The organism is Leifsonia naganoensis, assembly GCF_013410615.1.
Classification (GTDB): Bacteria; Actinomycetota; Actinomycetes; order Actinomycetales; family Microbacteriaceae; genus Leifsonia; species Leifsonia aquatica.
Genome location: NZ_JACCHJ010000001.1, coordinates 2,470,881 through 2,491,411 on the forward strand (window position 1 = coordinate 2,470,881; position 20,531 = coordinate 2,491,411).

Annotated in this window: 19 protein-coding genes; 15 read left to right on the forward strand and 4 right to left on the reverse strand. The window is 68.6% G+C overall.

Translation table 11 applies throughout. The features are described from left to right. Positions 1-77: 77 nt before the first annotated feature. Both HNR14_RS11935 and HNR14_RS11940 read left to right on the forward strand, forming a co-directional pair. Positions 78-1,928: a glycoside hydrolase family 15 protein gene (locus tag HNR14_RS11935; RefSeq protein WP_179701228.1), complete on the forward strand. Its 1,851-nt coding sequence runs from the start codon at positions 78-80 to the stop codon at positions 1,926-1,928. After that, positions 1,929-3,365, forward strand: a complete 1,437-nt coding sequence (locus HNR14_RS11940) for a DUF1214 domain-containing protein (RefSeq protein WP_179701229.1) — start codon at positions 1,929-1,931, stop codon at positions 3,363-3,365. Between the two features lie 24 nt (positions 3,366-3,389). Here HNR14_RS11940 and HNR14_RS11945 read toward each other — a convergent pair whose 3' ends face one another. Beyond that, complete coding sequence (locus tag HNR14_RS11945; protein WP_179701230.1) at positions 3,390-3,758, reverse strand: VOC family protein; 369 nt, start codon at positions 3,756-3,758, stop codon at positions 3,390-3,392. Between the two features lie 62 nt (positions 3,759-3,820). Between HNR14_RS11945 and HNR14_RS11950 the strand changes: the two genes are divergently transcribed. Next, complete coding sequence (locus HNR14_RS11950; protein ID WP_179701231.1) at positions 3,821-4,264, forward strand: MarR family winged helix-turn-helix transcriptional regulator; 444 nt, start codon at positions 3,821-3,823, stop codon at positions 4,262-4,264. 26 nt (positions 4,265-4,290) lie between these two features. Here the strand turns inward: HNR14_RS11950 and HNR14_RS11955 are convergent, their stop codons facing one another. Further along, on the reverse strand, positions 4,291-4,704 hold the full coding sequence (locus HNR14_RS11955) for a hypothetical protein (protein WP_179701232.1): 414 nt from the start codon (positions 4,702-4,704) through the stop codon (positions 4,291-4,293). Between the two features lie 101 nt (positions 4,705-4,805). Next, complete coding sequence (locus HNR14_RS21380; protein ID WP_343064474.1) at positions 4,806-5,798, reverse strand: PaaX family transcriptional regulator; 993 nt, start codon at positions 5,796-5,798, stop codon at positions 4,806-4,808. A gap of 429 nt (positions 5,799-6,227) precedes the next feature. On the opposite strand from HNR14_RS21380, the gene HNR14_RS11965 reads away from it, so the two are divergent. The 12 genes from HNR14_RS11965 (at position 6,228) to HNR14_RS12020 (ending at position 19,256) form a co-directional block, all read left to right on the forward strand. Further along, a complete protein-coding gene (locus HNR14_RS11965; RefSeq protein WP_179701234.1) occupies positions 6,228-7,646 on the forward strand; it encodes an ABC transporter substrate-binding protein in 1,419 nt (472 codons plus the stop codon). Positions 7,647-7,712: 66 nt separating this feature from the next. Continuing rightward, positions 7,713-8,654 carry an ABC transporter permease gene (locus HNR14_RS11970; RefSeq protein ID WP_179701235.1) on the forward strand — a complete coding sequence of 314 codons (942 nt, stop codon included), beginning with the start codon at positions 7,713-7,715 and terminating at the stop codon, positions 8,652-8,654. Continuing rightward, a complete protein-coding gene (locus HNR14_RS11975; protein ID WP_179701236.1) occupies positions 8,651-10,417 on the forward strand; it encodes a dipeptide/oligopeptide/nickel ABC transporter permease/ATP-binding protein in 1,767 nt (588 codons plus the stop codon). The genes HNR14_RS11970 and HNR14_RS11975 overlap by 4 nt, the downstream gene beginning before the upstream one ends. Beyond that, on the forward strand, positions 10,410-11,276 hold the full coding sequence (locus HNR14_RS11980; RefSeq protein WP_179701237.1) for an ABC transporter ATP-binding protein: 867 nt from the start codon (positions 10,410-10,412) through the stop codon (positions 11,274-11,276). Before HNR14_RS11975 ends, HNR14_RS11980 begins: the two co-directional genes overlap by 8 nt. Further along, positions 11,273-12,469 (forward strand): serine hydrolase domain-containing protein, encoded by a 1,197-nt coding sequence (locus HNR14_RS11985; protein WP_179701238.1) that lies wholly within the window; start codon positions 11,273-11,275, stop codon positions 12,467-12,469. The genes HNR14_RS11980 and HNR14_RS11985 overlap by 4 nt, the downstream gene beginning before the upstream one ends. After that, positions 12,466-13,257, forward strand: a complete 792-nt coding sequence (locus HNR14_RS11990; protein ID WP_179701239.1) for an HpcH/HpaI aldolase family protein — start codon at positions 12,466-12,468, stop codon at positions 13,255-13,257. The genes HNR14_RS11985 and HNR14_RS11990 overlap by 4 nt, the downstream gene beginning before the upstream one ends. Beyond that, positions 13,254-14,240: a cyclase family protein gene (locus tag HNR14_RS11995; protein ID WP_179701240.1), complete on the forward strand. Its 987-nt coding sequence runs from the start codon at positions 13,254-13,256 to the stop codon at positions 14,238-14,240. Before HNR14_RS11990 ends, HNR14_RS11995 begins: the two co-directional genes overlap by 4 nt. A gap of 43 nt (positions 14,241-14,283) precedes the next feature. Next, a complete protein-coding gene (locus tag HNR14_RS12000; RefSeq protein WP_179701241.1) occupies positions 14,284-16,758 on the forward strand; it encodes a glycoside hydrolase family 2 protein in 2,475 nt (824 codons plus the stop codon). 2 nt (positions 16,759-16,760) lie between these two features. Further along, a complete protein-coding gene (gene manD, locus HNR14_RS12005; RefSeq protein ID WP_179701242.1) occupies positions 16,761-17,999 on the forward strand; it encodes a D-mannonate dehydratase ManD in 1,239 nt (412 codons plus the stop codon). 66 nt (positions 18,000-18,065) lie between these two features. Continuing rightward, positions 18,066-18,389, forward strand: coding sequence for an ArsR/SmtB family transcription factor (locus tag HNR14_RS12010; protein ID WP_179701243.1), 324 nt, complete (start codon positions 18,066-18,068; stop codon positions 18,387-18,389). A 10-nt stretch (positions 18,390-18,399) separates the two neighbouring features. Next, positions 18,400-18,861 (forward strand): SRPBCC family protein, encoded by a 462-nt coding sequence (locus tag HNR14_RS12015; protein ID WP_218875029.1) that lies wholly within the window; start codon positions 18,400-18,402, stop codon positions 18,859-18,861. Further along, positions 18,858-19,256, forward strand: a complete 399-nt coding sequence (locus tag HNR14_RS12020) for a VOC family protein (RefSeq protein WP_179701244.1) — start codon at positions 18,858-18,860, stop codon at positions 19,254-19,256. Before HNR14_RS12015 ends, HNR14_RS12020 begins: the two co-directional genes overlap by 4 nt. On the opposite strand, the gene HNR14_RS12025 is transcribed toward HNR14_RS12020, so the two are convergent. Further along, a complete protein-coding gene (locus tag HNR14_RS12025) occupies positions 19,245-20,525 on the reverse strand; it encodes a glycosyltransferase (protein WP_179701245.1) in 1,281 nt (426 codons plus the stop codon). The two genes, HNR14_RS12020 and HNR14_RS12025, sit on opposite strands and share 12 nt — an antisense overlap. Positions 20,526-20,531 lie beyond the last annotated feature (6 nt).

Below are 20,531 nucleotides of genomic sequence, written 5' to 3' on the forward strand. Positions count from 1 at the left end.
AAATTCCGCCTCTGCCCGCAGACGGTGGCCGGGGCTTACGATCCGCTCAGCAGAGGCCGTCGACGCGAGGGGTCATCATGAGCGAATACCCGTTGATCGCGGATCACGGTCTGATCGGCGATCTGCAGACCTCGGCCCTGGTCTCGACGGACGGCACGATCGACTGGTTCTGCAGCCCGCGATTCGACTCCCCGAGCATCTTCGGTTCCCTGCTCGACGAGGAACGCGGAGGCCATTTCAGTGCGCGGCCCCGCGCCGACGCGTTCGACGCGAAGCAGCTCTACTTCCCCGACACGGCGATCCTCGTCACGCGCTTCTTGACGGAGGAGGGCGTCGGCGAGCTCGTCGACTTCATGCCGGTGGCCGAGGGAGGTGCGCACGGAACGCACAGACTCGTCCGGCTGGTCCGGTGCGTACGGGGCCGGATCGAGTTCGACATCGAGGTCGCCCCACGGTTCGACTACGGGCGCATGCCGCACACCCTCACGGTGACGGACGACGGCGCGATCTTCGACGCGGGCGGCACGACGCTCACGATGAGCCTCATCCGCGACGCGGACGACGAACGCCTGGCGCGAGCCGAGCAGACGGGAGCCGGCGACGTGAAGGCCTCCGTCGTCCTCACGCAGGGCGAGGAGCGCGGTGTCGTGCTCGAGACCGGCACGCATGGGCAGCCTCGTGCCATCCCGGTCGCGGATGCCCGGGCCCTCTTCGACGGCACGGCGCGCTTCTGGCAGGACTGGATCTCCCAGTCCGCCTACAGCGGCCGCTGGCGCGAAGAGGTGGAGCGGTCGGCGATCACCCTGAAGCTGATGACCTACGCCCCGACGGGAGGGCTCGTCGCGGCGCCGACCGCGGGCCTGCCCGAGCAGGTCGGTGGCGAGCGCAACTGGGACTACCGCTACACCTGGGTGCGGGACTCCTCCTTCTCCGTCAACACCCTGGTGAAGCTGGGCTTCCGCGACGAGGCGGTCGCGTTCGGCCGGTGGCTGCGCGATCGGGTGATGGAGGCCGACGGCAGCCCGACCGGGCCGCTCAACATCATGTACCGCATCGACGGCGACCCGAACCTGTCCGAGGAGGTCATTGAGGGGTGGGAGGGGTACCGCGGCTCGTACCCCGTCCGGATCGGGAACGGCGCGGCGGGCCAGCTGCAGCTCGACATCTACGGCGAGGCCCTGGATGCGCTGTACCACGCCGACCTCGCGGGCATCGAGTTCGGTCAGCAGGGCTGGCTCGCGATCTGCCGCCTCCTGGAATGGCTCGTCGACAACTGGGACCAGCCGGAGGAGGGCATCTGGGAGACCCGGGGCGGCCGGAAGGCGTTCACCTACGGCCGCCTGATGTGCTGGGTCGCGTTCGACCGGGCGATCCGGCTGGCCGCGCGCTGGGGACGTCCGGCTCCGGTCGACCGCTGGCGCACCGAGCGGGATGCGATCTACGACCAGATCATGGAGCACGGCTGGAGCGCCGAGCGCCACGCGTTCGTCCAGCAGTATGGTGAGCCGACCCTCGACGCCTCCCTGCTCAAGATGGTGCAGGTGGGATTCATCTCCGCCCACGACCCGATGTGGCACGACACCATGGCGGCGATGGGCGAGGAACTCGTCTCCGACAGCCTCGTCTACCGCTACGACCCCGCCGCGTCACCGGACGGGCTGCGCGGGTCGGAGGGCACGTTCTCCCTCTGCACCTTCCTCTATGTGGACGCGCTCGCACGCGAGGGCAGGCTCGACGAGGCCCGGCTCACGTTCGAGCAGATGCTCACCTATGCCAACCACCTGGGGCTCTTCGCCGAGGAGATCGCCCCTACCGGCGAACAGCTCGGCAACTTCCCGCAGGCCTTCACCCACCTGGCGCTCATCGACGCCGCGATGATCCTGAACGACCGTCTCGATGAGGCGGCATCCCGAAACCGGAGGAAGTAAGTGGAATCTGCCGATCGCACCGGACTGACGCCCGACGAGTTCGCGGAGGCGGTGAGGTCGCTCAGCACGCCCGACATCGTGCCGTCGCCCTTCGGCGACCTCACGTTCTTCGACGGCGTCCCGTTGGCCGAGACCGTGACGACCGCGTACGACGCGCTCGACCTCATGCGCGGTGTCGAGGTCTTCCTCAACGCCGTGCCCGGCGCCTCCCTCGTCGCGTTCCGCAACGGCCTGCGACAGGCGGGCATCACCTCGCCGCGGACGATCGGCATCACCGACCCCCGCGGCAATTCGGGCGGCCTGTACCTGACGCCGAACACCGAGACGACCTACGGCAGCACCATGCTCGACCTCAAGGCGTGGGGGCCGACCGTCATCGAGGCGCCGCCCGAGTCGCTCTGCGTCGTCGACGACTTCTGGTTCCGCTACGTCGCCGACATGGGAATCGCGGGCCCGGATCGAGGTGCGGGCGGCAAGTACCTGTTCCTCCCTCCGGGCTACGACGGTGACATCCCCGACGGCTACTTCGTCTACCGCACGCCCACGTACACGAACTTCGTGGTGCTCCGGGCGCTCGGCGGGGTGCCGGCGATGCGCACGACGAAGGTGTACCCGCTGGCGGAGGCGGAGGCGCCGCAGGAGAACGATTTCGTCAACCTCGCCGAGGTGGCCGTGAACACGGTCCACGCGAACGACTTCTCGTTCTTCGAGGAGGTCGCCGCCCTGGTGACGGAGGAGCCCGTCGCGGCGTTGGATGCGGAGCGGGCGGGCCAGCTCGCTGCCATCGGCATCGTCTCGGGGCAGCCGTTCGCACCCGATGAGCGGATGCGCGACATCCTCGGCCGGGCCGCTCTGATCGGTGCGGGCATCGCGCGCGTGCTCGCTTACGCGCCGCGCGACCCGGACACCGTGCTGTACGGGTCGTGGAAGAACGCGTTCGCGGGCGGCAGCTACGAGTTCCTGCGGAACGGCGCGCGGCTCCTCGACGCGCGGACGCAGTTCCATTACATCGCCACGGTCATCACCCCGGCCATGGCGCACGCGCAGGTCGGGGCGGGTTCCGCCTACGCGTATACCGTGCACGACGCGAACGGCGACCTGCTCGACGGTGGCCGCACCTATCGGCTCCACGTCGATCCGAATCCTCCGGCCAAGAACTTCTGGGCCGTCGATGTGTACGACACGCAGACGCGCTCGCTCCTGGTCGTGCCGTCGACGATCCACCCGGCCGTGGCCAGCAACGACGACCGCGTCGAGGCCAACGAGGACGGTTCGTACGACTTGTACTTCGGGCCCGTCGCGCCGGACGGCAAGGAGTCGAACTGGGTCGAGACGGTGCCCGGCAAATCCTGGTTCCAGCTCTTCCGCCTCTACGGCCCGCTGCAGCCCTGGTTCGACCAGACCTGGAAGCTCAACGAGTTCGAGCGGATCGACTGAGGTCGGCTGTTCTGCGATCGTGCCTCAGGCGCGGTCGTGCAGCGTGATCTGGTAGCCGTCGGGGTCGGCGAAGGTGAAGGTGCGGCCGAAGGGGCCGTCGATCGGGGCCGCGACGATCGTTCGGCCGTCGGCGACCAGACGGTCGTGGATCTCCTGGACGTCGGTGGCGTGCAGCCAGATCGCTGCGCCGATGCCCGGCTGGGTGACGGCATCCAGGTCGGTGCCCGGGATGAGGTCGCGCAGTGCGAACGCGATCGGGGTCGTCTCGAAGACGACGGCGTGAGGCGGGCCGGCCTGCGAGCGGACGAGGCCGAGGTACTTCTCGTAGAACGCCTGCGACGCGTCCAGATCGCGGACCTGCAGGGAGAGGAAGTCGGGGCCGGTGGCGGGCATGATGTGCTCCTTCGTCGTGTGTCAGTTTTCTGACACGCGCCACTCTATGTCAGAATACTGACATGAGGCAAGACGGCATCGATCTGGACACGTCCCTCGGCTATCTGCTGAAGGAGGCGTCGAGTGCGCTCCGGGCCGCCATGGAGGATGTGCTCCGCCCGCTCGGCATGACGGTGACCCACTACTCCTGCCTCGAACTGCTCGCGCAGCGTCCCGGGCTGTCGAACTCCGAGCTCGCGCGCGGGGCGTTCGTGACGCGGCAGTCGATGAACGTGCTGCTGCAGGCGCTCGAACGGGACGGCTACGTCACCCGGCCGGCCGAGGCTCCGGTCGGCAAGGCGCTTCCTGCACGGCTCACGCCGCGCGGCCGGCGCAGCCTCGAGAAGGCGACCGTCGCCGTCCGCTCCGTCGAGGTCAGGATGCTCGGCGGCCTGACGCCCGACGAGCAGGGCCGTGCCTTCCGGATCCTGCAGAGCATCGTCCGGTCGCTGCGCGCGGGGGAGTGACGAGCGGGCGACCGCTCCGGTACCGCTCAGCGGCCGACCGCGCTCCGCAGGACCGCTGCGATCCGCTTCTGGTCGGCGTCGCCCAGCTTCGCGACCGCGTAGCCGACGGGCCAGAGGTCCCCGTCGTCGAGCTGCGCGGCGGGCTGGAACTCGATCGTGGCGTAGCGCATCGTGAATTTCGAGCCCGGTTTGAAGGCGACGACGGTCTTGCCGTCGGCGTCGGCGTACGCCGGCATCCCGTACCAGGTCTTCGGTGCCAGGGACGTGTTCTCGGCGACGAGCCGGTGGAACGTCTCGGCGAGCTCCTTGTCGTTCCCGGTGAGTGCCGCGATCGCGGCCTCGCACGCGGCAGCAGCATCCGCGCCCGCCTGCGCGGCCTTCTGCTCCGCGACGGCCGCCTTGATCGCGGCCTTCTCCTCTGCACTGAATGTCGTAGCCATGGTGTCCCCTTCGTCGGTCGATCTGATGATCAACCTACGACCGGGGTCACGGGGCGCGCTTCTCCAAAACTGCTCGCTCCGGACTCGCGGGGGCGTCGCCCTCAGGCGCTGGGAAGCAGGGCGGGGTCGATGGCTTCGAGCGCCCGGGGTCGGTCGGATCGAGCGGACAACTCCGAGTGCACCGCGAGCGACTCTTCCACGGTCAGGAGCCGCACGTGCGACGCGAGTTCCGCGGAGTAGGGCTCCACGATGCCGCGGATGAGGTTCTCCACGAGCGGGACGCACTCGTCGTGCACGGTGACGAAGATGCGACGGGCTTCGAGGCGCGGCCAGTCGACAGGGAGCGCCGTGTTCGGCAGGTCGGGATCGGTGCTGGGGAACGCTCTCCACCGGCCGAGGATGGAGTTCCAGAGGACGAACGCCTCCGCCGGCGACACGGTGCCCTCGCGGAGCGAGAAGAGCGAGGGGCGGAACTCCTCGATGAAACTCACATACGCGTCACGGACCCGATCGAGCGACCAGACTCGGTCGGGCATGACCTCGCCGGCGATGATCGAGCTCCTCAGGACCAGCCCGTCCGGGGGCAGAAGATCGCTGAGCGCTTTGCGGGTGACGTCGGCGTCGGCGTCGGGGGAGATCCACACTCCGTCTCGCACCGGGCCGAACCCCAGCCATCTCAGCCATTCGCGCAAGGTCTGCCGTCGATCGCGCTGGGCGTCGGTGAGCGAGTACACGACCACGGTCCACGTCCCGTCCCACGGGCGGGTGGACACGCCGAAGCCCATCGTCAGGACCTCGCTCGCGGGGATGCTCTCCAGCACGTCTTCGGAGAGCCGATACGCGGTGGTCCGGCCGACCTTGTGCAGGACGAGGGTGCCCTTGCGCTGCATCCGGCTCAACGCTCCTCGCACCGACACCTCGCTGAAGCCCAGCCTGGAGACGATGTCCACGATCGCCGCCGAGGGCACCAGGACCCCCTCGTCGCAGCGCCAGACCTCGCCCAACACCGTCATGATCGCGACCTGCGCTGAATCGCCGTCGCGGTCACGCGGAAAGTGATCCGAGTCGACAACGGCATGGTAGAAGTACGACACCCCTGCGCCCCCAGCCTTTCTCCTCGCGAGCCTGTGTCATCAGACTAGCGGAAACCCCCAAAAAGTAGACGGATTTCGCAACACGCGAATGCATCCACGTCTGACATGGGGTTGTCATTCATGCACAAAAGGTCCCCTGCTCCCCGCTTTTCGCGTTCAGCAAGGTCAAAGCTAGACCAAAAGTTTGACAGACAACGCTTCACGCGTCATATGATGTGACTCTCACGCGCCGCTCGTGCGGGCATACCGACATTGCAAGGGAGCAACTTGATGTTCATGAAGCACAGAGCGGGTCGCCGACCTCTGGTCGCGGCCGTTCTTTCCGGGGCGGTAGCGACGTCCCTCCTCCTCGCAGGCTGCAGCGGGACCTCTGCGTCGGGAGGATCGGGCAGCGCGACCACGCTGACCATCGCCGCGGAGAGCCAGCCCGTGAGCCTGGACCCCGCCAAGAACGGCAACGGCGGCACTCTGACCATGTTCGAAGAGCTCGCCTATCAGTCTCTGATCGAGCGCGATGTCGACGGCAAGTACGTGCCGGGACTCGCATCGTCGTGGGGGTACGTCCCCGGCCACGAGGGCACACAGTTCCAGCTCCAGCTGCGCACCGATGCCAAGTTCGCCGACGGCACGTCGGTGACCCCTGACGCTGTCGCGAACTCCATCAACTACTTCGTCAAGACCGGAACCGGACCGAACGCGGGATCGTTCGCAGGGATCTCTGCCGCGCCGTCCGGGGACCACTCCGTGCTGATCACGTGCGCCAACCCGAACCCGGTCCTCCCCGAACTGCTCACCGCCAACAACTACGGCGGCGACATCATCAGCCCGGCCGGGCTGAAGAGCCCGAACTCCATGGCCAACGCCACCTTCGGCGCCGGGCCGTACGTGTATCAGGCGAGCCAGTCCATCACCGGCGATCACTACACGTATACGCCGAACAAGTACTACTACGACCAGTCGCGCATCCACTACAAGAAGATCGTGATCCGAGTCATCTCCAACAGCGACTCGGCGCTGCAGGCGCTGCAGAGCAACCAGGTCGCGATGATGAGCGGCAACTCCACCCAGGTCGCGGCGGCCAAGCGCGCCGGCCTGACCGTCAGCAGCAAGCCGTCGTCGTGGAACGGGTTCTTCATCTTCGACACCTCCGGCACGCTGGTGCCCGCCCTGGGAAGCACCAAGGTGCGCCAGGCGCTGAACTACGCCGTCGACCGTGACGCGATCGCGAAGGCTGTCTACGGAGATGCCGGCTCGGCGACAGACCAGCCCAACACGCCGGGAGCGGACGGCTACTCCAAGGCACTCGTCGACACGTACAAGTACGACCCCGCCAAGGCCAAGTCGCTGCTCGCGGAAGCGGGATACGCCGACGGCTTCTCCTTCTCGCTGGTCTACCCGACGTATCAGCCGGATCTGGCCAAGGTGATGCAGGCCGTGGCCGAGCAGCTCAGCAAGGTCGGCGTCACCGTCAACCTGAAGGGCGAGCCCAACCTGTCGGCATGGGCAACGGACGTATTCAGCAAGCAGTACCCGGCCGGCACCCTCAACTGGGGCTACATGACGGAATTCCTGCTCGTGAACGAGGTGTTCGGCAGCAATGCGCTGCTGAGCATCTTCAAGACGCAGGTCCCCGGTCTGAGTGAGGCGTTCGACGCCTACACCCGATCGACCGACGCCACGCGCGAAGAGACCGCCCAGGCCGTTCAGAAGGTGCTGGTCGACCAGGCCGCTTCCGTCCCGGTCGTCCAGTTCCAGGCGTTCTGGTTCTCGTCGTCGAAGCTCAAGGGATTCGCGCTCGATTCGACGGGAAGCCCGAACAACCCGGCCGACTGGACCTCCTCCAACTAGTCGATGCGGGTGGGCGGTCGTCACCAGCCGGCCGCCCACCCGTGCCACCGTCAACCAAGGACACTCATGCTCTCCGTGATCGTGCGGCGCTTGCTCTTCGCCATTCCCGTCTTGTTCATCACGTCGATCGTCACATTCATCCTGCAGGCCCTTATACCCGGTGACGCGGCGAGGACGATCGTCGGCACCGGAGGGACCCCGGAGGCCTACGAGCATGTGCGCGAGCAGCTGCACCTCAACCTGCCGCTCTGGCAGCAGTACGCCATCTACATCGGAGGCGTGTTCCGAGGCGATCTGGGGACGTCGCTGTTCACGGGCGAGCCGGTCGCCCAGACAATCGCCCAGCGGCTGCCCGTGACCCTGACCGTGGTGATCGGGGCGACGCTGGTCGCCGGGCTCATCGGGGTCCTGCTCGGCGCTGCGAGCGCACGATTCCGCGGGCCGCTCGCCAAGCTGGTCGACGTCATCTCGCTCGCGGGTTCGGCACTCCCGAACTTCTGGCTCGGCCTCGTCCTCGTGTCGACCTTCTCGATCGCACTTCCGCTCCTGCCGGCAACCGGCTTCGTCCCGTTCTCGGACAGCCCGTCGGGTTGGTTGGCGTCGATCGTCCTCCCCGTGGTGGCGCTCGCCGTCGCCGGCATCGCGCAGATCGCCAAGACGGCGCGCGACGGCATCTCCGACGCTCTGCAGAGGGACTACATCCGCACCCTGCGCGCGGCGAAAGTGAGCGAGGGCGCTCTCTTGTGGAGGCATGCGCTGAAGAACAGCGGCGTGTCCATCGTGACGGTGGTGGGCCTCGGGTTCGTCGGCGCCCTGGCGGGCAGCATCTTCGTCGAGAACGTCTTCGCACTGCCCGGGCTCGGCGCCCTGGTCGATACCGCGACGAACCAGCACGACATCCCGGTCATCCAAGGAGTCGCCCTCGCCTATGCGCTCATCGTCATCGCGGTGAACCTCGTCGTCGATCTCTCCTATTCACTCCTCAACACGAAGGTGAGGGTCCGATGACGGCCTCCATCGAAACGCCGCTCGCCGAGACGGCGGCACCGCCGCCCCACGTGCGCGCCCTGCTCCGCCAACCGCTCACGACCGTCGCCCTTGCCGTGCTGCTGATCATCGTCGTGGCGTGTGCGCTCGCGCCGGTGATCGCCCCATACGGACCACTGGCACAGGACCTGTCCCACACCCTCGAGACGCCGACCGTGCAGCACCTGCTCGGGACGGACGAGCTCGGCCGCGATGTGTTGAGCCGCCTGCTCTACGGGGGCCAGCCGGCGCTGCTCGGGTCGCTCGTCGCCACGATCGTCTTCCTGGCCTTCGGGGTGACCCTCGGGCTCATCGCGGGATACTCGCGTGGCACAGCCGACCGGATCATCTCATCGAGCGTGGACGTCGTGATGTCGCTGCCGAGCCTGGTGATCGTCTTCGCCGTCCTGGCCGTCTTCGACAACAGCCTCACTGCGGCGATGGTGACCCTCGGCCTGCTCTCCAGCGGCGGATTCGTCCGCGTCGTCAGGGCGGGCACGAAGGCGACACGGGAAGAGCTCTACGTCGCCGCCGCCCAGGTCTCGGGCATCGGAACGTTCCGGATCCTCACCCGGCACATCGTCCCGCGCCTGGTCGGACCCATCGTGATCCAGATCTCCCTCTTCGCCGGCATCGCGCTCGTCGTCCAGGCCGGCCTCGGCTTCCTCGGGCTCGGAATCGTGCCACCCAATCCCTCCTGGGGCGGCATGGTCGGCGAAGCCGCCACCGTGATCCAGCAGTCGCCCTGGCTCCTCGTCCCGTCCGGCGGGATCATCGCGCTCACCGTTCTCGCACTCGGCCTTCTCGGAGACGCGATCAGAGATGCCAACTCGTCGTTGACTGCCAGGGCTGCGCGCCCGGGTACTCGGCGCCGCCGGCCGGCGGCCGCCGGAAGCGCCGGCCCGCTGCCCGTGATCCCCGAGACGCGTCTCGTCGAGGTGAAGGGTCTCACCGTCTCGTTCGGCAGCACTCGCGTCGTCCACGGCATCGACCTCTCCATCGACGAGGGCGAGATCGTCGGCCTGGTGGGCGAGTCCGGAAGCGGCAAGACCATGATCGCCCTGTCACTGCTGGGTCTCACGCCGGACAACGCGCAGGTTCACGCGGAGCGGATGAGCCTCCTGGGGCTCGATGCCCGAGCGGCGGGCCCGGCGGAGTTCCGGTCCATCCGAGGGACGGGCATCGGCCTCGTCTCGCAAGAACCGATGGTGTCCCTCGATCCGTCGTTCACCGTCGGATTCTTGCTCACGGCGGCGATCCGCGCCCAGACCGGGTTGCGAGGCTCTGCACTGAAGCGGCGGGCGGTCGAGTTGCTGCGAGACGTCCGCCTCCCGGAACCGGAGGCCGTCCTGCGGAAGTATCCGCACCAGTTGTCCGGAGGAATGGCGCAGCGTGTGGTGATCGCGCTCTCGCTGGCGGGCGATCCGCGCCTGCTGATCGCGGACGAGCCGACGACCGCCCTCGACGTCACGGTGCAGGCGGAGGTCCTGGAGCTGCTTCGCCAATTGCGCGCCGAACGCAACATGGCCATCCTCCTGGTCACGCATGACCTGGGTGTCGTGGCCGACTTCTGCGAGCGGGTCGTGGTCCTCGAGCGCGGCACCGTCGTCGAGGAGCGGGACGTGCGGTCCCTCTTCGCCGACCCGCGGAACGCCTACACCCGAGCGCTCATCCGAGCCACGCCGAGCCTCATCGAGCTCGACGACGACGATCGCAACGAGGAACAGAGAGTGATCAATGAGTGAGCCGCTGCTCGCCGTAGCCGATCTCGAAGTCGTGTACCCGGGCGCGCGTCCGCCGGGCCGATTCACGAGACGCGCGCCTGTCGCGTCCGTCTCGGGCGTCACGTTCGACGTCGCTCCGGGCGAAGTCGTCGCGCTGGTCGGCGAGTCCGGCTCGGGCAAGTCCACCATCGGCAACGCGATCCTCGGCCTGGTCCCGATCGCCAACGGGTCGGTGACGTTCCAGGGCAACGACATCACGGGAGCCTCCCCGCGGGAGCGCCGAGCGCTCGCCTCGAGCCTCCAAGTCGTGTTCCAGAATCCGTATGGATCGCTCAACCCCTCCTTGACCGTGCGCTCGATCCTGTCGGAGCCGCTGCGGCTCACACCCGGACTCGGCCGTGAGGAACGCGCCGATCGCGTGACCACGTTGCTGGAACAGGTCGGTCTGCCGCCGAGTGCCGCAGATCGACGACCGGGCGACTTCTCGGGAGGCCAGCGGCAACGCATCGCGATCGCGCGGGCGTTGGCCGTCGACCCGACCCTCATCGTCTGCGACGAGCCGACGAGCGCCCTGGACGTGTCGACGCAGCGGGTCGTCCTGGACCTCTTGACCGAGCTGGCGCGTGAGAACAATGTCGGGTACCTCTTCATCACTCACGACCTGGCCGTCGTCCGGACCTTCGCCGACCGCGTCGTCGTGCTCAACAAGGGACGGATCGTCGAGTCCGGGAGTGCGGTCGACGTCTGCGAGCGGCCCGCGACCCCCTACACGCAGCGTCTGGTCGCGGCTGCGCCCGTTCCTGACCCGGTGCTTCAAGCCGAGCGACGCCGAGCCTGGCGCGCGCTCACTGACGAGAACAAGACAAAGGATGCAAAATGAGCCAGGCGCAAGCCCGAGCCGTCAACAACCGCACTTCGACGGGCACCGTCGCGAACGGCTTCGAGCCGGTACGCAACGAGCTCGACGCCTACCTGCTGGCCGATCCCGGGTACAGCGCGCAGCTCGCGATCTACCACCGCGGGCAGCTCGTGGTCGACCTCCGGGGTGGGGCGGAGTTCGACGATGACTCCATCACCGGTGTCTTCTCCGCGACGAAGGGTGCAGCGGCGCTCACCGTGGCGACGATGCTCGGCGACGGACGTCTCTCGCTGGATGTGTCGGTGTCGCATTACTGGCCGGAGTTCGCAGCGAACGGCAAGTCCTCGGTCACGATCCGTCAGCTCCTGTCCCACCAGGCCGGCGTCGTCGGGGTCGACGGCGGCTTCGCCGTCGAGGAGATCCTCGACTCGCGCCTCGCGGCCGAGAGGCTTGCTGCGCAGACCCCGTACTGGTACCCGGGGTCGGCCTTCGGCTACCACGGGATCACCATCGGCGTCCTCATGGAGGAACTGGCCCGCCGTGTCGACGGGCGGTCCCTGCAGGAGATCTACGAGGCGGAGATCCGCGCTCCCCACGACATCGACTTCTATCTCGGGCTTCCGGGCGCCGAGGACCACCGGTACCGCCAGATCCGTCCGGCGAAGCTCACGGCCGCGCAGGCGGCCGAGGGAGAGCGTCGGCCGTGGGGAGTGGACACGCTCTCCGCACTGACGTTGAACACGCTGGGCACGAGCTTCGACCCGGCCGACTCTCCGCTCTCGACCAATCACCGGGCGGTACGTGAGGCGGGACCCGCCGCGGTGGGCGGTACCGGTTCGGCTGCGGGCCTGGCCAAGCTGTATGCGGTCGGCGCCGGACAGTTCGACGACGGCTTCGCCGACACTGCGACGCTGCGGAGCATGGCGCAGCAGCAGTCTTGGGGACACGACAGGACGCTCGATTCGACGATGTCCTACGGCATCATCTTCCAGCTGCCGATGCCGCGGATGGACTTCGGGAGCTACCTGGCGTTCGGGCACGACGGCGCGGGCGGGGCGCTCGGCTTCGCCGACCCGGTGTACGAGCTGGGCTTCGGATACATCCCGCTGCCGATGCAGTACCCGGGAGGCTCCAACTACCCGGGTGGATTCAACCCGCGGCCGGTCCGGCTCTCCCAGATCGCTCGCGAGTGCGCGACTCGGCTGAGCCGTTGACGGCCGGCCCGCGCCCCCGCCCGCGCAACATCCGTGACCGGATCGAGTCCGGAGGCACCGCCTACGGGGTGACGGTCCAGCTTCCCAGCCCGGATCTGGTCGAGATCGTCGGGGCGACCGGCTACGACTATGCCTGGTTGGATGCCGAGCACGGCGCTCTCGGGCTGACGGATCTGCGCGAGATGATCCGTGCGGCGGATGCCTGCGGGATCGACTCGATCGTCCGCGTCCCGGATCATGACGCGTCGTTCATCCAGCGCGTCCTCGACATCGGCGCCACCGGGATCATGGTGCCGCATCTCCGCACCCGGGAGGAGGCGGAGAGCATCGTGGCGGCCGGTCACTACTCTCCGGCGGGCATCCGCGGTGCCTGCCCCTACGTCCGTGCCACCAACCACAGGGCGACGGACTGGTCCGGTCAATCCGAGCGCGCCGACCGCGACGTGCTCATCTTCGGGCTGATCGAGGACAGGGAGGGGGCGGAGAACGTCGCGGAGATCGCCGCGACCCCCGGCCTCGACGGGCTCGTGTTCGGGCCCTTCGACCTCGGGCAATCGCTGGGTCACCCCGGCGACGTGGGCAATCCGGTCATCCGCGACTGGCACGATCGCGTCGTGGATGCGTGCGAGGACGCCGGGATCGTCTACGTGACCGCCGCTCTGGACTGGGAGTTCGGAGCCGACGCATCGAACCGCTCGCGAGTCGTCACCGTGGCGATCGACCGGGCCTCCATCTTCGACACCTGGCGAGAGGCGCTCGTTCGCGTCGCCGAGAGGAATGAATCATGAGCACTCCCGTTTCGACCACCGACGTCGAGCAGTACTTCACGACGCTCTCCAACTGGGGGCGCTGGGGCGAGCACGATCGGCGCGGCGCACTCAATCTGATCACGGATGCCGTGCGCAAGGCGGCCGCCGGATCGGTCAGGAGCGGGACCGCGGTCTCCCTCGCGCGGGACCTCGACCCGTCCTCGCCCGACCCGTTGCATTCGGGCCTGTCTGACGTGCACCGCTCCACGGACGTCCGTGAGGTGGTGAAGGCGACCGGCGAGACCTTCCGCTGGGACGCGTTCGCCGACCATGTCGCGCTCGCTCCGCACGGCGGCAACGCCCATCTCGACGGGTTCGCGCACTACTCCTGGGACGGCTCGTACTACAACGGCGTGAACGCCGCCGAGACCACGGTGGACGGCGGGGCGCCGTTGAGCGTCTCCGACGCGGTCGACGGGATCGTCACGCGCGGCGTGCTGCTGGACATCGCCGGCCTCCTGGGTGTCGAGAGCGTCGAGCGCGGCTACGCCATCACGGTCGACGACATCCTGGCCGCCGAGAAGCGGCAGGGCGTCACGGTGAGGGCCGGCGACGCGCTGCTGATCCATTCCGGCAACGCCGCCGCGATCCTCAAGGACGGCCCGCTGCGTCGCGAGGACTCGACGGCGTCGAGCTACGCGCGGGAGATGGGGCTGGACGCCAGCCAGACCGGCCTCGACGCCGCCGTCCTCCCGTGGATCCGCGAGCGCGATGTCGCGGTCATGGGAGCGGACGGCACGCACGATGTGCAGCCGCCTCAGTTCGACGACTTCGACTTCGCCCGGCCGATCCACAGCGTGTGCCTCGTGGCGATGGGGGTCTGGCTCATGGACAACCTCGATCTGACGCAGCTCGCCGCCGTGTGCGCGGAGCGAGAGCAGTGGGACTTCCTATTCACCGCGCTTCCCTGGCGCTTCGTGGGCACGACCTCCAGCCCGTTGAATCCTGTCGCGGTTCTGTGAAGCACCCCCTGGACCGCGTCCCCTCGTCTCGAAAGGCCTCTTGATGATCACCCGCATCCCGCTCGACGACGGCTGGACGCTCTCGCTGGTGGACGCGTCGGATCCGCGCGTGCCCTCGCACGTCCGCGCCGCTCTCCCCATCGCCGCCTCCGTGCCCGGCACCGTGCACACCGATCTGCTCGCCGCCGGGTTGATCCCCGATCCATATCGGGACAGCAATGAGCTGACGCTCGACTGGATCGGGCACGCCGAGTGGATCTACCGCACGACACTCCACGAGGCGCCGCCGGCGGGCGACCGGGCCGTGCTCGCCTTCGACGGCCTCGACACGATCGCGTCGGTCACCGTGAACGGTGAGGAGGTGCTGAGCAGCCGGAACATGCATCGTCGCTACGAGGTCGAGGTCACCGAGCGGTTGCGGGGCGCCGACGTGCTCGAGGTCCGGTTCCACTCGGCGTGGGCCTTCGGGGAGGCGGAGAGGACCCGCATCGGCGCGCTGCCGAACGCCTATCCCGCCCCCTTCAACTACCTGCGGAAGACGGCCTGCAACTTCGGCTGGGACTGGGGACCGAGCCTCGTCACTGCCGGGATCTGGCGCGAGGCGACCCTCCTGCACGGGAGCGGTCCCCGCCTCGCCCGAGTGAGCCCGCACGCGACGGTGGACGGCCCGCGCGGAACGGTGACGTTCCAGCTGCAGTTCGACGAACCGACCGTGGGGCCGATCGAGGCCGTGCTCTCGATCGGTGGGCAGACCCAGGTCGTGCAGGTCCCCTCCGGGGCGACCACGGCCGCGGGCGAGGTGGTCGTCGACGATCCCGAGCTCTGGTGGCCGCACGGGCTGGGCGCCCAGAAGCTGTACGCGGCTGCGGTCCGGCTTCGTGACGGCGACAGAGTGCTCGACGAGTGGACCGAGCAGATCGGCTTCCGCGGACTGCGGCTCGACACCTCCAGCGACGACATCGGGTCGGCCTTCGCATTCGTCATCAACGGCGCCACCGTGCCGGTGCGCGGAGCCAACTGGATCCCCGACGACTGCTTCCTGCCGCGGGTCACGGAGGCCCGGTTGCGCGAGCGGCTCACGCAGGCCGTCGACGCGAACATCAACCTGCTGCGGGTGTGGGGCGGCGGCGTCTACGAGAGCGACAACTTCTACCGCCTCTGCGACGAACTCGGCATCATGGTCTGGCAAGACTTCCTGTTCGCGTGCGCGGCCTACCCGGAGGACCAGGCGCTCGCCGTCGAGGTCGAGGCGGAGGCGCGGGATAACGTTCAGCGCCTCCTGCCGCACCCCAGTCTGGTTCTGTGGAACGGGAACAACGAGAACATCTGGGGCTGGTTCGACTGGGACTGGCAGCCTCAGATCGGCGACGGGACCTGGGGTCTCGGCTACTACCTGGAGACCCTGCCGGCGGTGGTGGCCGCCCTCGACCCCGACCGTCCCTATTGGGCGGGCAGCCCGTACTCCGGGTCGATGGAGGTGCATCCCAACGCCGACGAGCACGGCCTCAAGCACGTGTGGGACGTCTGGAACGACATCGACTACACGCACTACCGCGACTACGCCCCACGATTCGTCTCAGAATTCGGGTGGCAGGGGCCGCCGGCCTATTCGACGATCAAAGCCTCCCTGCGAGACGATCCGCTGACGCCTGTCGGCCCGGGGATGCTGCACCACCAGAAGGCGAACGATGGCAACGGCAAGCTGGAACGCGGGCTGGCGCCGCACTTCGCGGTTCCGGAGGACTTCGACGACTGGCACTTCGCGATGCAGCTGAACCAGGCACGGGCGGTGAGACTCGGGGTCGAGCACTACCGGTCGCTGCGGCCTCGATGCTTCGGAACGATCGTGTGGCAGCTCAACGACTGCTGGCCGGTGACCTCGTGGGCGGCGATCGACGGCGCCGGACGCAAGAAACCGCTCTGGTACGCGCTGAAGGAGGCCTATGCGACGCGGCTTCTCACGATCCAGCCGGGGGACGACGGTCTCACGCTGATCGCGGTCAATGACGGCGCGGACACCTGGCGGAGTCCGGTGACCGCACGGCGGTTCTCGTTCGACGGTACCGAGGTGGGACGCTTCGAAGCGCGTCTCGTCGCCGATCGGTTCGGAAGCGCTCGGCTCTCGCTGCCCGCCTGGCTGACGAACCCGGGAGATGCGCGGGCCGAACTCATCGTCGCCGAGTCCGCGACCGGCGAGCGGGCGTTCTGGTTCTTCGGGGAGGATCGCGATCTCGCGGTGCCGCCAGCGCAGTTCGACGTCGAGGTGACCAGCGAAGCGGGGGCGGCCGTCCTGACGCTGACCGCGCGCTCGCTGCTCAGGGATGTCGTGCTCTTCCCGGACCGCCTCGAGCCGGCGGCGGAGTCCGACAGTGCACTGATCACCCTGCTCCCCGGCGAGACTCACAGCTTCCGCGTCACGGGCCTGCCGAGCGGCGCGGTCGCGGGACTCGCCGACCGCGTCGTCCTCCGCGCGGCGAACGACCTCGTCCGTGTGACGGACGGGGTCGCCGGACGATGAGCATGCGGATCGACAAGGCCGAGGTCATCGTCACGAGTCCCGACCGGAATTTCGTGACGCTCACGTTGACGACCGACGACGGTCTGACCGGTCTGGGCGATGCGACGCTCAACGGCCGGGAGCAGGCGGTCGTCGCCTACCTGAGCGAGCACGTCGTCCCGCTGCTGCTGGGCCGGGATGCGTCCCGGATAGAGGACACGTGGCAGTTCCTCTATCGCAGTGCGTACTGGCGGCGCGGTCCGGTGACGATGGCTGCCATTGCCGCGGTCGACATGGCGCTGTGGGACATCAAGGGCAAGGCGGCGGGGATGCCCGTGTACCAGTTGCTCGGCGGGGCCTCCCGTAACGGCTTGCTGGCCTACGGGCACGCGTCCGGCAAGGATCTGCCGGAGTTGTTCGACAGTGTGCGCGAGCACCAGGAGAAGGGGTACCGCGCCATTCGCATCCAGTCGGCGGTGCCGGGGCTGAAGTCGATCTACGGGATCGCCTCGAATGCCACCTACGAGGCCAACGACGGCGTGCGGTACGACCACGAGCCGGCCCAGCGCGGCGGGCTGCCGAACGAGGAGGATTGGGACACCCGTTCCTACCTGCGGCACATCCCGACCGTGTTCGAGGCGGTGCGGAACGAGTTCGGGCCGGATATCCCGTTGCTGCACGACGGTCATCACCGGATGACGCCGATCCAGGCGGCGAAGCTCGGCAAGTCGCTGGAGCCGTACGACCTGTTCTGGCTGGAGGACTGCACCCCGGCCGAGAACCAGGAGGCTCTGCGCCTGGTCCGTCAGCACACCACGACCCCGCTGGCGATCGGGGAGATTTTCAACACGGTCTGGGACTACCAGCAGATCATCCGCGAGCAGCTGATCGACTACGTCCGCAGTGCTGTTACCCACACCGGCGGGATCACGCACCTGAAGAAGGTCCTCGACTACGCCTCGCAGTACCAGATCAAGTCCGGGATGCACGGCCCGACCGACATCTCCCCGGTCGGTATGGCGGCCGCGATGCACCTGGGACTGGCGATCCACAACTTCGGCATCCAGGAGTACATGCAACACGGCCAGAAGACCGACAGCGTGTTCCAGCAGTCGTTCACCTGGGCGGACGGCTTCCTGCACCCCGGCGATAAGCCCGGCCTCGGTGTCGGCCTCGACGTCGACCAGGCCGGCAAATATCCCTACATCCGCGCCTACCTGCCCTACAACCGGCTCGCAGACGGCACCGTCCACGACTGGTAGACGGTTCCCCGCAGTACAACGATCGACTTCCTTGACATTGTGCTCCGATAGTCGATACTTAAGCACATGGTTAAGTATGCGGACGCCGTCTTCCACGCGCTCGCAGATCCGAACCGGCGGTTGATGGTGGAGCGCCTGGCCGAGGGGCCGGCGACGGTCAGCGAGCTCGCGCGTCCGTTGCCGATGTCGCTGCCGGCCGTCGTCCAGCATCTGCAGGTGCTCCAGGCCAGCGGCCTGGTCCGCAGCAGCAAGACCGGACGAGTGCGGACGTGCCGGCTCGACCGCGACGTTTTCGACGAGGCCGCCTCCTGGTTCGCCGCTCAGCGACGCCAGTGGGAGACGCGGCTGGACAGGCTGGGGGAGTTCCTCGACTCCTCCGACGACGAATAGGAGATCAGCAGTGAACGACAGCAGCACCGTGCACGACACGATGGTCCTCGAGCGCGTCTACTCCGCCGATGTCGCGCGAGTCTTCGCGGCGTGGTCCGACCCGGACGCCAAGCGCGTCTGGTTCTCCGGAGGCGGGGGAGCGGGCGAGTACAGCCTCGACTTCCGCGTCGGAGGCCGGGAGTTCTCCCGCGCCGCCCTGGAGGGCGGAGGAGACGTCTACACCTACGACGCCGTCTACCAGGACATCGTCCCGGGCCGGCGTCTCGTCTACACGAACCACATGCTGCGGAACGCCGACCGCATCTCCGTCTCCCTGACCTCGGTCGAGTTCCTGCCCGACCCCGCCGGGACGCGACTGGTCCTCACCGAGCACGGCGTCTACCTCGACGGCCGGGACCAGCCCGAGTATCGCAGGCAGGGCATCGCGCAGCAGCTCGAGGCCCTCGACGCGCTCCTCGGCGACGCGCGATGACGCTCACGACGCGGGTGCTGAGCGTGACGGTCCCCGTCCCGGATCAGGACGCGGCACTGGCGTTCTACCGCGACGTGCTGGGCTGCGACGTGCGGTACGACGGCGAGCCCTGGCCGGGCGCCCGGATGATCGAGGTCGTCCCGCCCGGATCCTCGGTCGGCATCGTGCTCCTCCCGGCAGACAGCGAGATCCCCGTGGCGCTGCGGCTCGGCACGCCCGACGCTCACGCCGCGTTCGCGCGCGTCCAGGAGGCAGGCGTCGCCCTCCACAACCACGAGCCCATCACCATCGGCGACGGCACCCCGATGTTCTTCTTCGACGACCCGTTCGGCAACGGGCTCGTCTACATCGAGGAGGGAGTGCGGAGGGGTGAGCGGGGTCTCCTAGGGGAGTGACGCGAGGAGGGCTTCCGTGTGCTCGACGACCTCACGGGGGCCGTCATGCCGGCGGAGCGCCTCGCCGATGCGTTCGGCGACCGTCCGGTACGCGGAGCCGCCGGATACCCGCCGCCATGCGCGCAGGATGGCGCGGGGAGACGGTGTTCCCGTGCGCAGATTCGCCCCGGCGCCGGCCCAGGCGACGCGGGCGGCGACTTCCGGCTTGTCCAGGTCCCCGCCGGCGACCACCAGGGGCACGCCGTGGTGCAGCGCCGCCAGCACGCCGCCCCACCCGCCGTTGGTCACCATCACGTCGATGCGGGGCAGCAGCCGATCGTACGGAAGCAGGTCGGCGACGCGGGCGTTCTGCGGCGCAGGAAACGGCAACTCGCTGTTGCCGCGCACTCCCGTCGCGACGGCGAGCTGCACCCGCTGATGTCCGAGGGCTGCGAATGTCGGGCGGATGAGGTCGGCGGGATCCACATTCTGCGTGCCCTGGGTCACATGCACCACAGGACGCGGGTCCGCGAGCGATTCCGACCACCACGTGGGCTCCGGGATGCCGCTGCCGGTGTGGTCCGCGAGTTCGCCGACCCAGATGATCCGCCCCGGCCACTGCGGGCGGGGGTACTCCAGCTGCTCGACACCGCTGGCGCACACCAGCTCGCGCGAGTACAGCGCCTCCTGGAAGGTGAGTGCGCTGGGCGGAAGGCCGGCGAGCGCGCGTTGCTCGTGGAACGCGCGCTGAATCGGGCGGGAGACGGCCGAGAGCGCCGCCCAGAGTGCGCGGTCGCGCAGGCGGCCGAGCACCGACCTCGCCGGCTGCAGACCCAGGCCCGGCGGCGGAGCACCCGGCGACGGCGTCGCGAGGGGGACGAGCGCGACCGTCACCCGCGGTGTGCCGGTCTTTTCGGCGGCCAGGTGCGCGCCGAGGGAGAGGCCGTCGGCGACGAGGACATCCCAGGGCTGCGCGTCGAAGGACGCCGTCAGGTCGGCGCACTGCGCTGCTCCCGTCCGGACGAAGAGGTCCTCGACGTTGACGATCATCTGCCGCGGGCCCTTCCGGCCACGCAGCCGCGGGAATGTCGCCGGCAGATCGTTCTCGTCGAAGTCCGGCGCCCTCTCCCACAGCACCGGTTCCGCCCCGTCGGCGCGGAAGCCGTCGGCGTGGGCCGACCCTGTGTACACGCGCACCCGGTGCCCTGCCGCAACGAAGGCGCGCACGACCGCGCGCATGGGCGCGACGTGGCCGGCGAACGGCATGACCGCGAGCATCACCTCTGCCATGACAGA

Coding starts and splice junctions, on each gene's coding strand:
- HNR14_RS11935 (WP_179701228.1), top strand. CDS start 78: ATGAGCGAATACCCGTTGATCGCGGATCACGGTCTGATCGGCGATCTG.
- HNR14_RS11945 (WP_179701230.1), bottom strand. CDS start 3,758: ATGCCCGCCACCGGCCCCGACTTCCTCTCCCTGCAGGTCCGCGATCTG.
- HNR14_RS11950 (WP_179701231.1), top strand. CDS start 3,821: ATGAGGCAAGACGGCATCGATCTGGACACGTCCCTCGGCTATCTGCTG.
- HNR14_RS11955 (WP_179701232.1), bottom strand. CDS start 4,704: ATGGCTACGACATTCAGTGCAGAGGAGAAGGCCGCGATCAAGGCGGCC.
- HNR14_RS11970 (WP_179701235.1), top strand. CDS start 7,713: ATGCTCTCCGTGATCGTGCGGCGCTTGCTCTTCGCCATTCCCGTCTTG.
- HNR14_RS11975 (WP_179701236.1), top strand. CDS start 8,651: ATGACGGCCTCCATCGAAACGCCGCTCGCCGAGACGGCGGCACCGCCG.
- HNR14_RS11980 (WP_179701237.1), top strand. CDS start 10,410: ATGAGTGAGCCGCTGCTCGCCGTAGCCGATCTCGAAGTCGTGTACCCG.
- HNR14_RS11985 (WP_179701238.1), top strand. CDS start 11,273: ATGAGCCAGGCGCAAGCCCGAGCCGTCAACAACCGCACTTCGACGGGC.
- HNR14_RS11995 (WP_179701240.1), top strand. CDS start 13,254: ATGAGCACTCCCGTTTCGACCACCGACGTCGAGCAGTACTTCACGACG.
- HNR14_RS12000 (WP_179701241.1), top strand. CDS start 14,284: ATGATCACCCGCATCCCGCTCGACGACGGCTGGACGCTCTCGCTGGTG.
- manD (WP_179701242.1), top strand. CDS start 16,761: ATGCGGATCGACAAGGCCGAGGTCATCGTCACGAGTCCCGACCGGAAT.
- HNR14_RS12010 (WP_179701243.1), top strand. CDS start 18,066: ATGGTTAAGTATGCGGACGCCGTCTTCCACGCGCTCGCAGATCCGAAC.
- HNR14_RS12020 (WP_179701244.1), top strand. CDS start 18,858: ATGACGCTCACGACGCGGGTGCTGAGCGTGACGGTCCCCGTCCCGGAT.
- HNR14_RS12025 (WP_179701245.1), bottom strand. CDS start 20,525: ATGGCAGAGGTGATGCTCGCGGTCATGCCGTTCGCCGGCCACGTCGCG.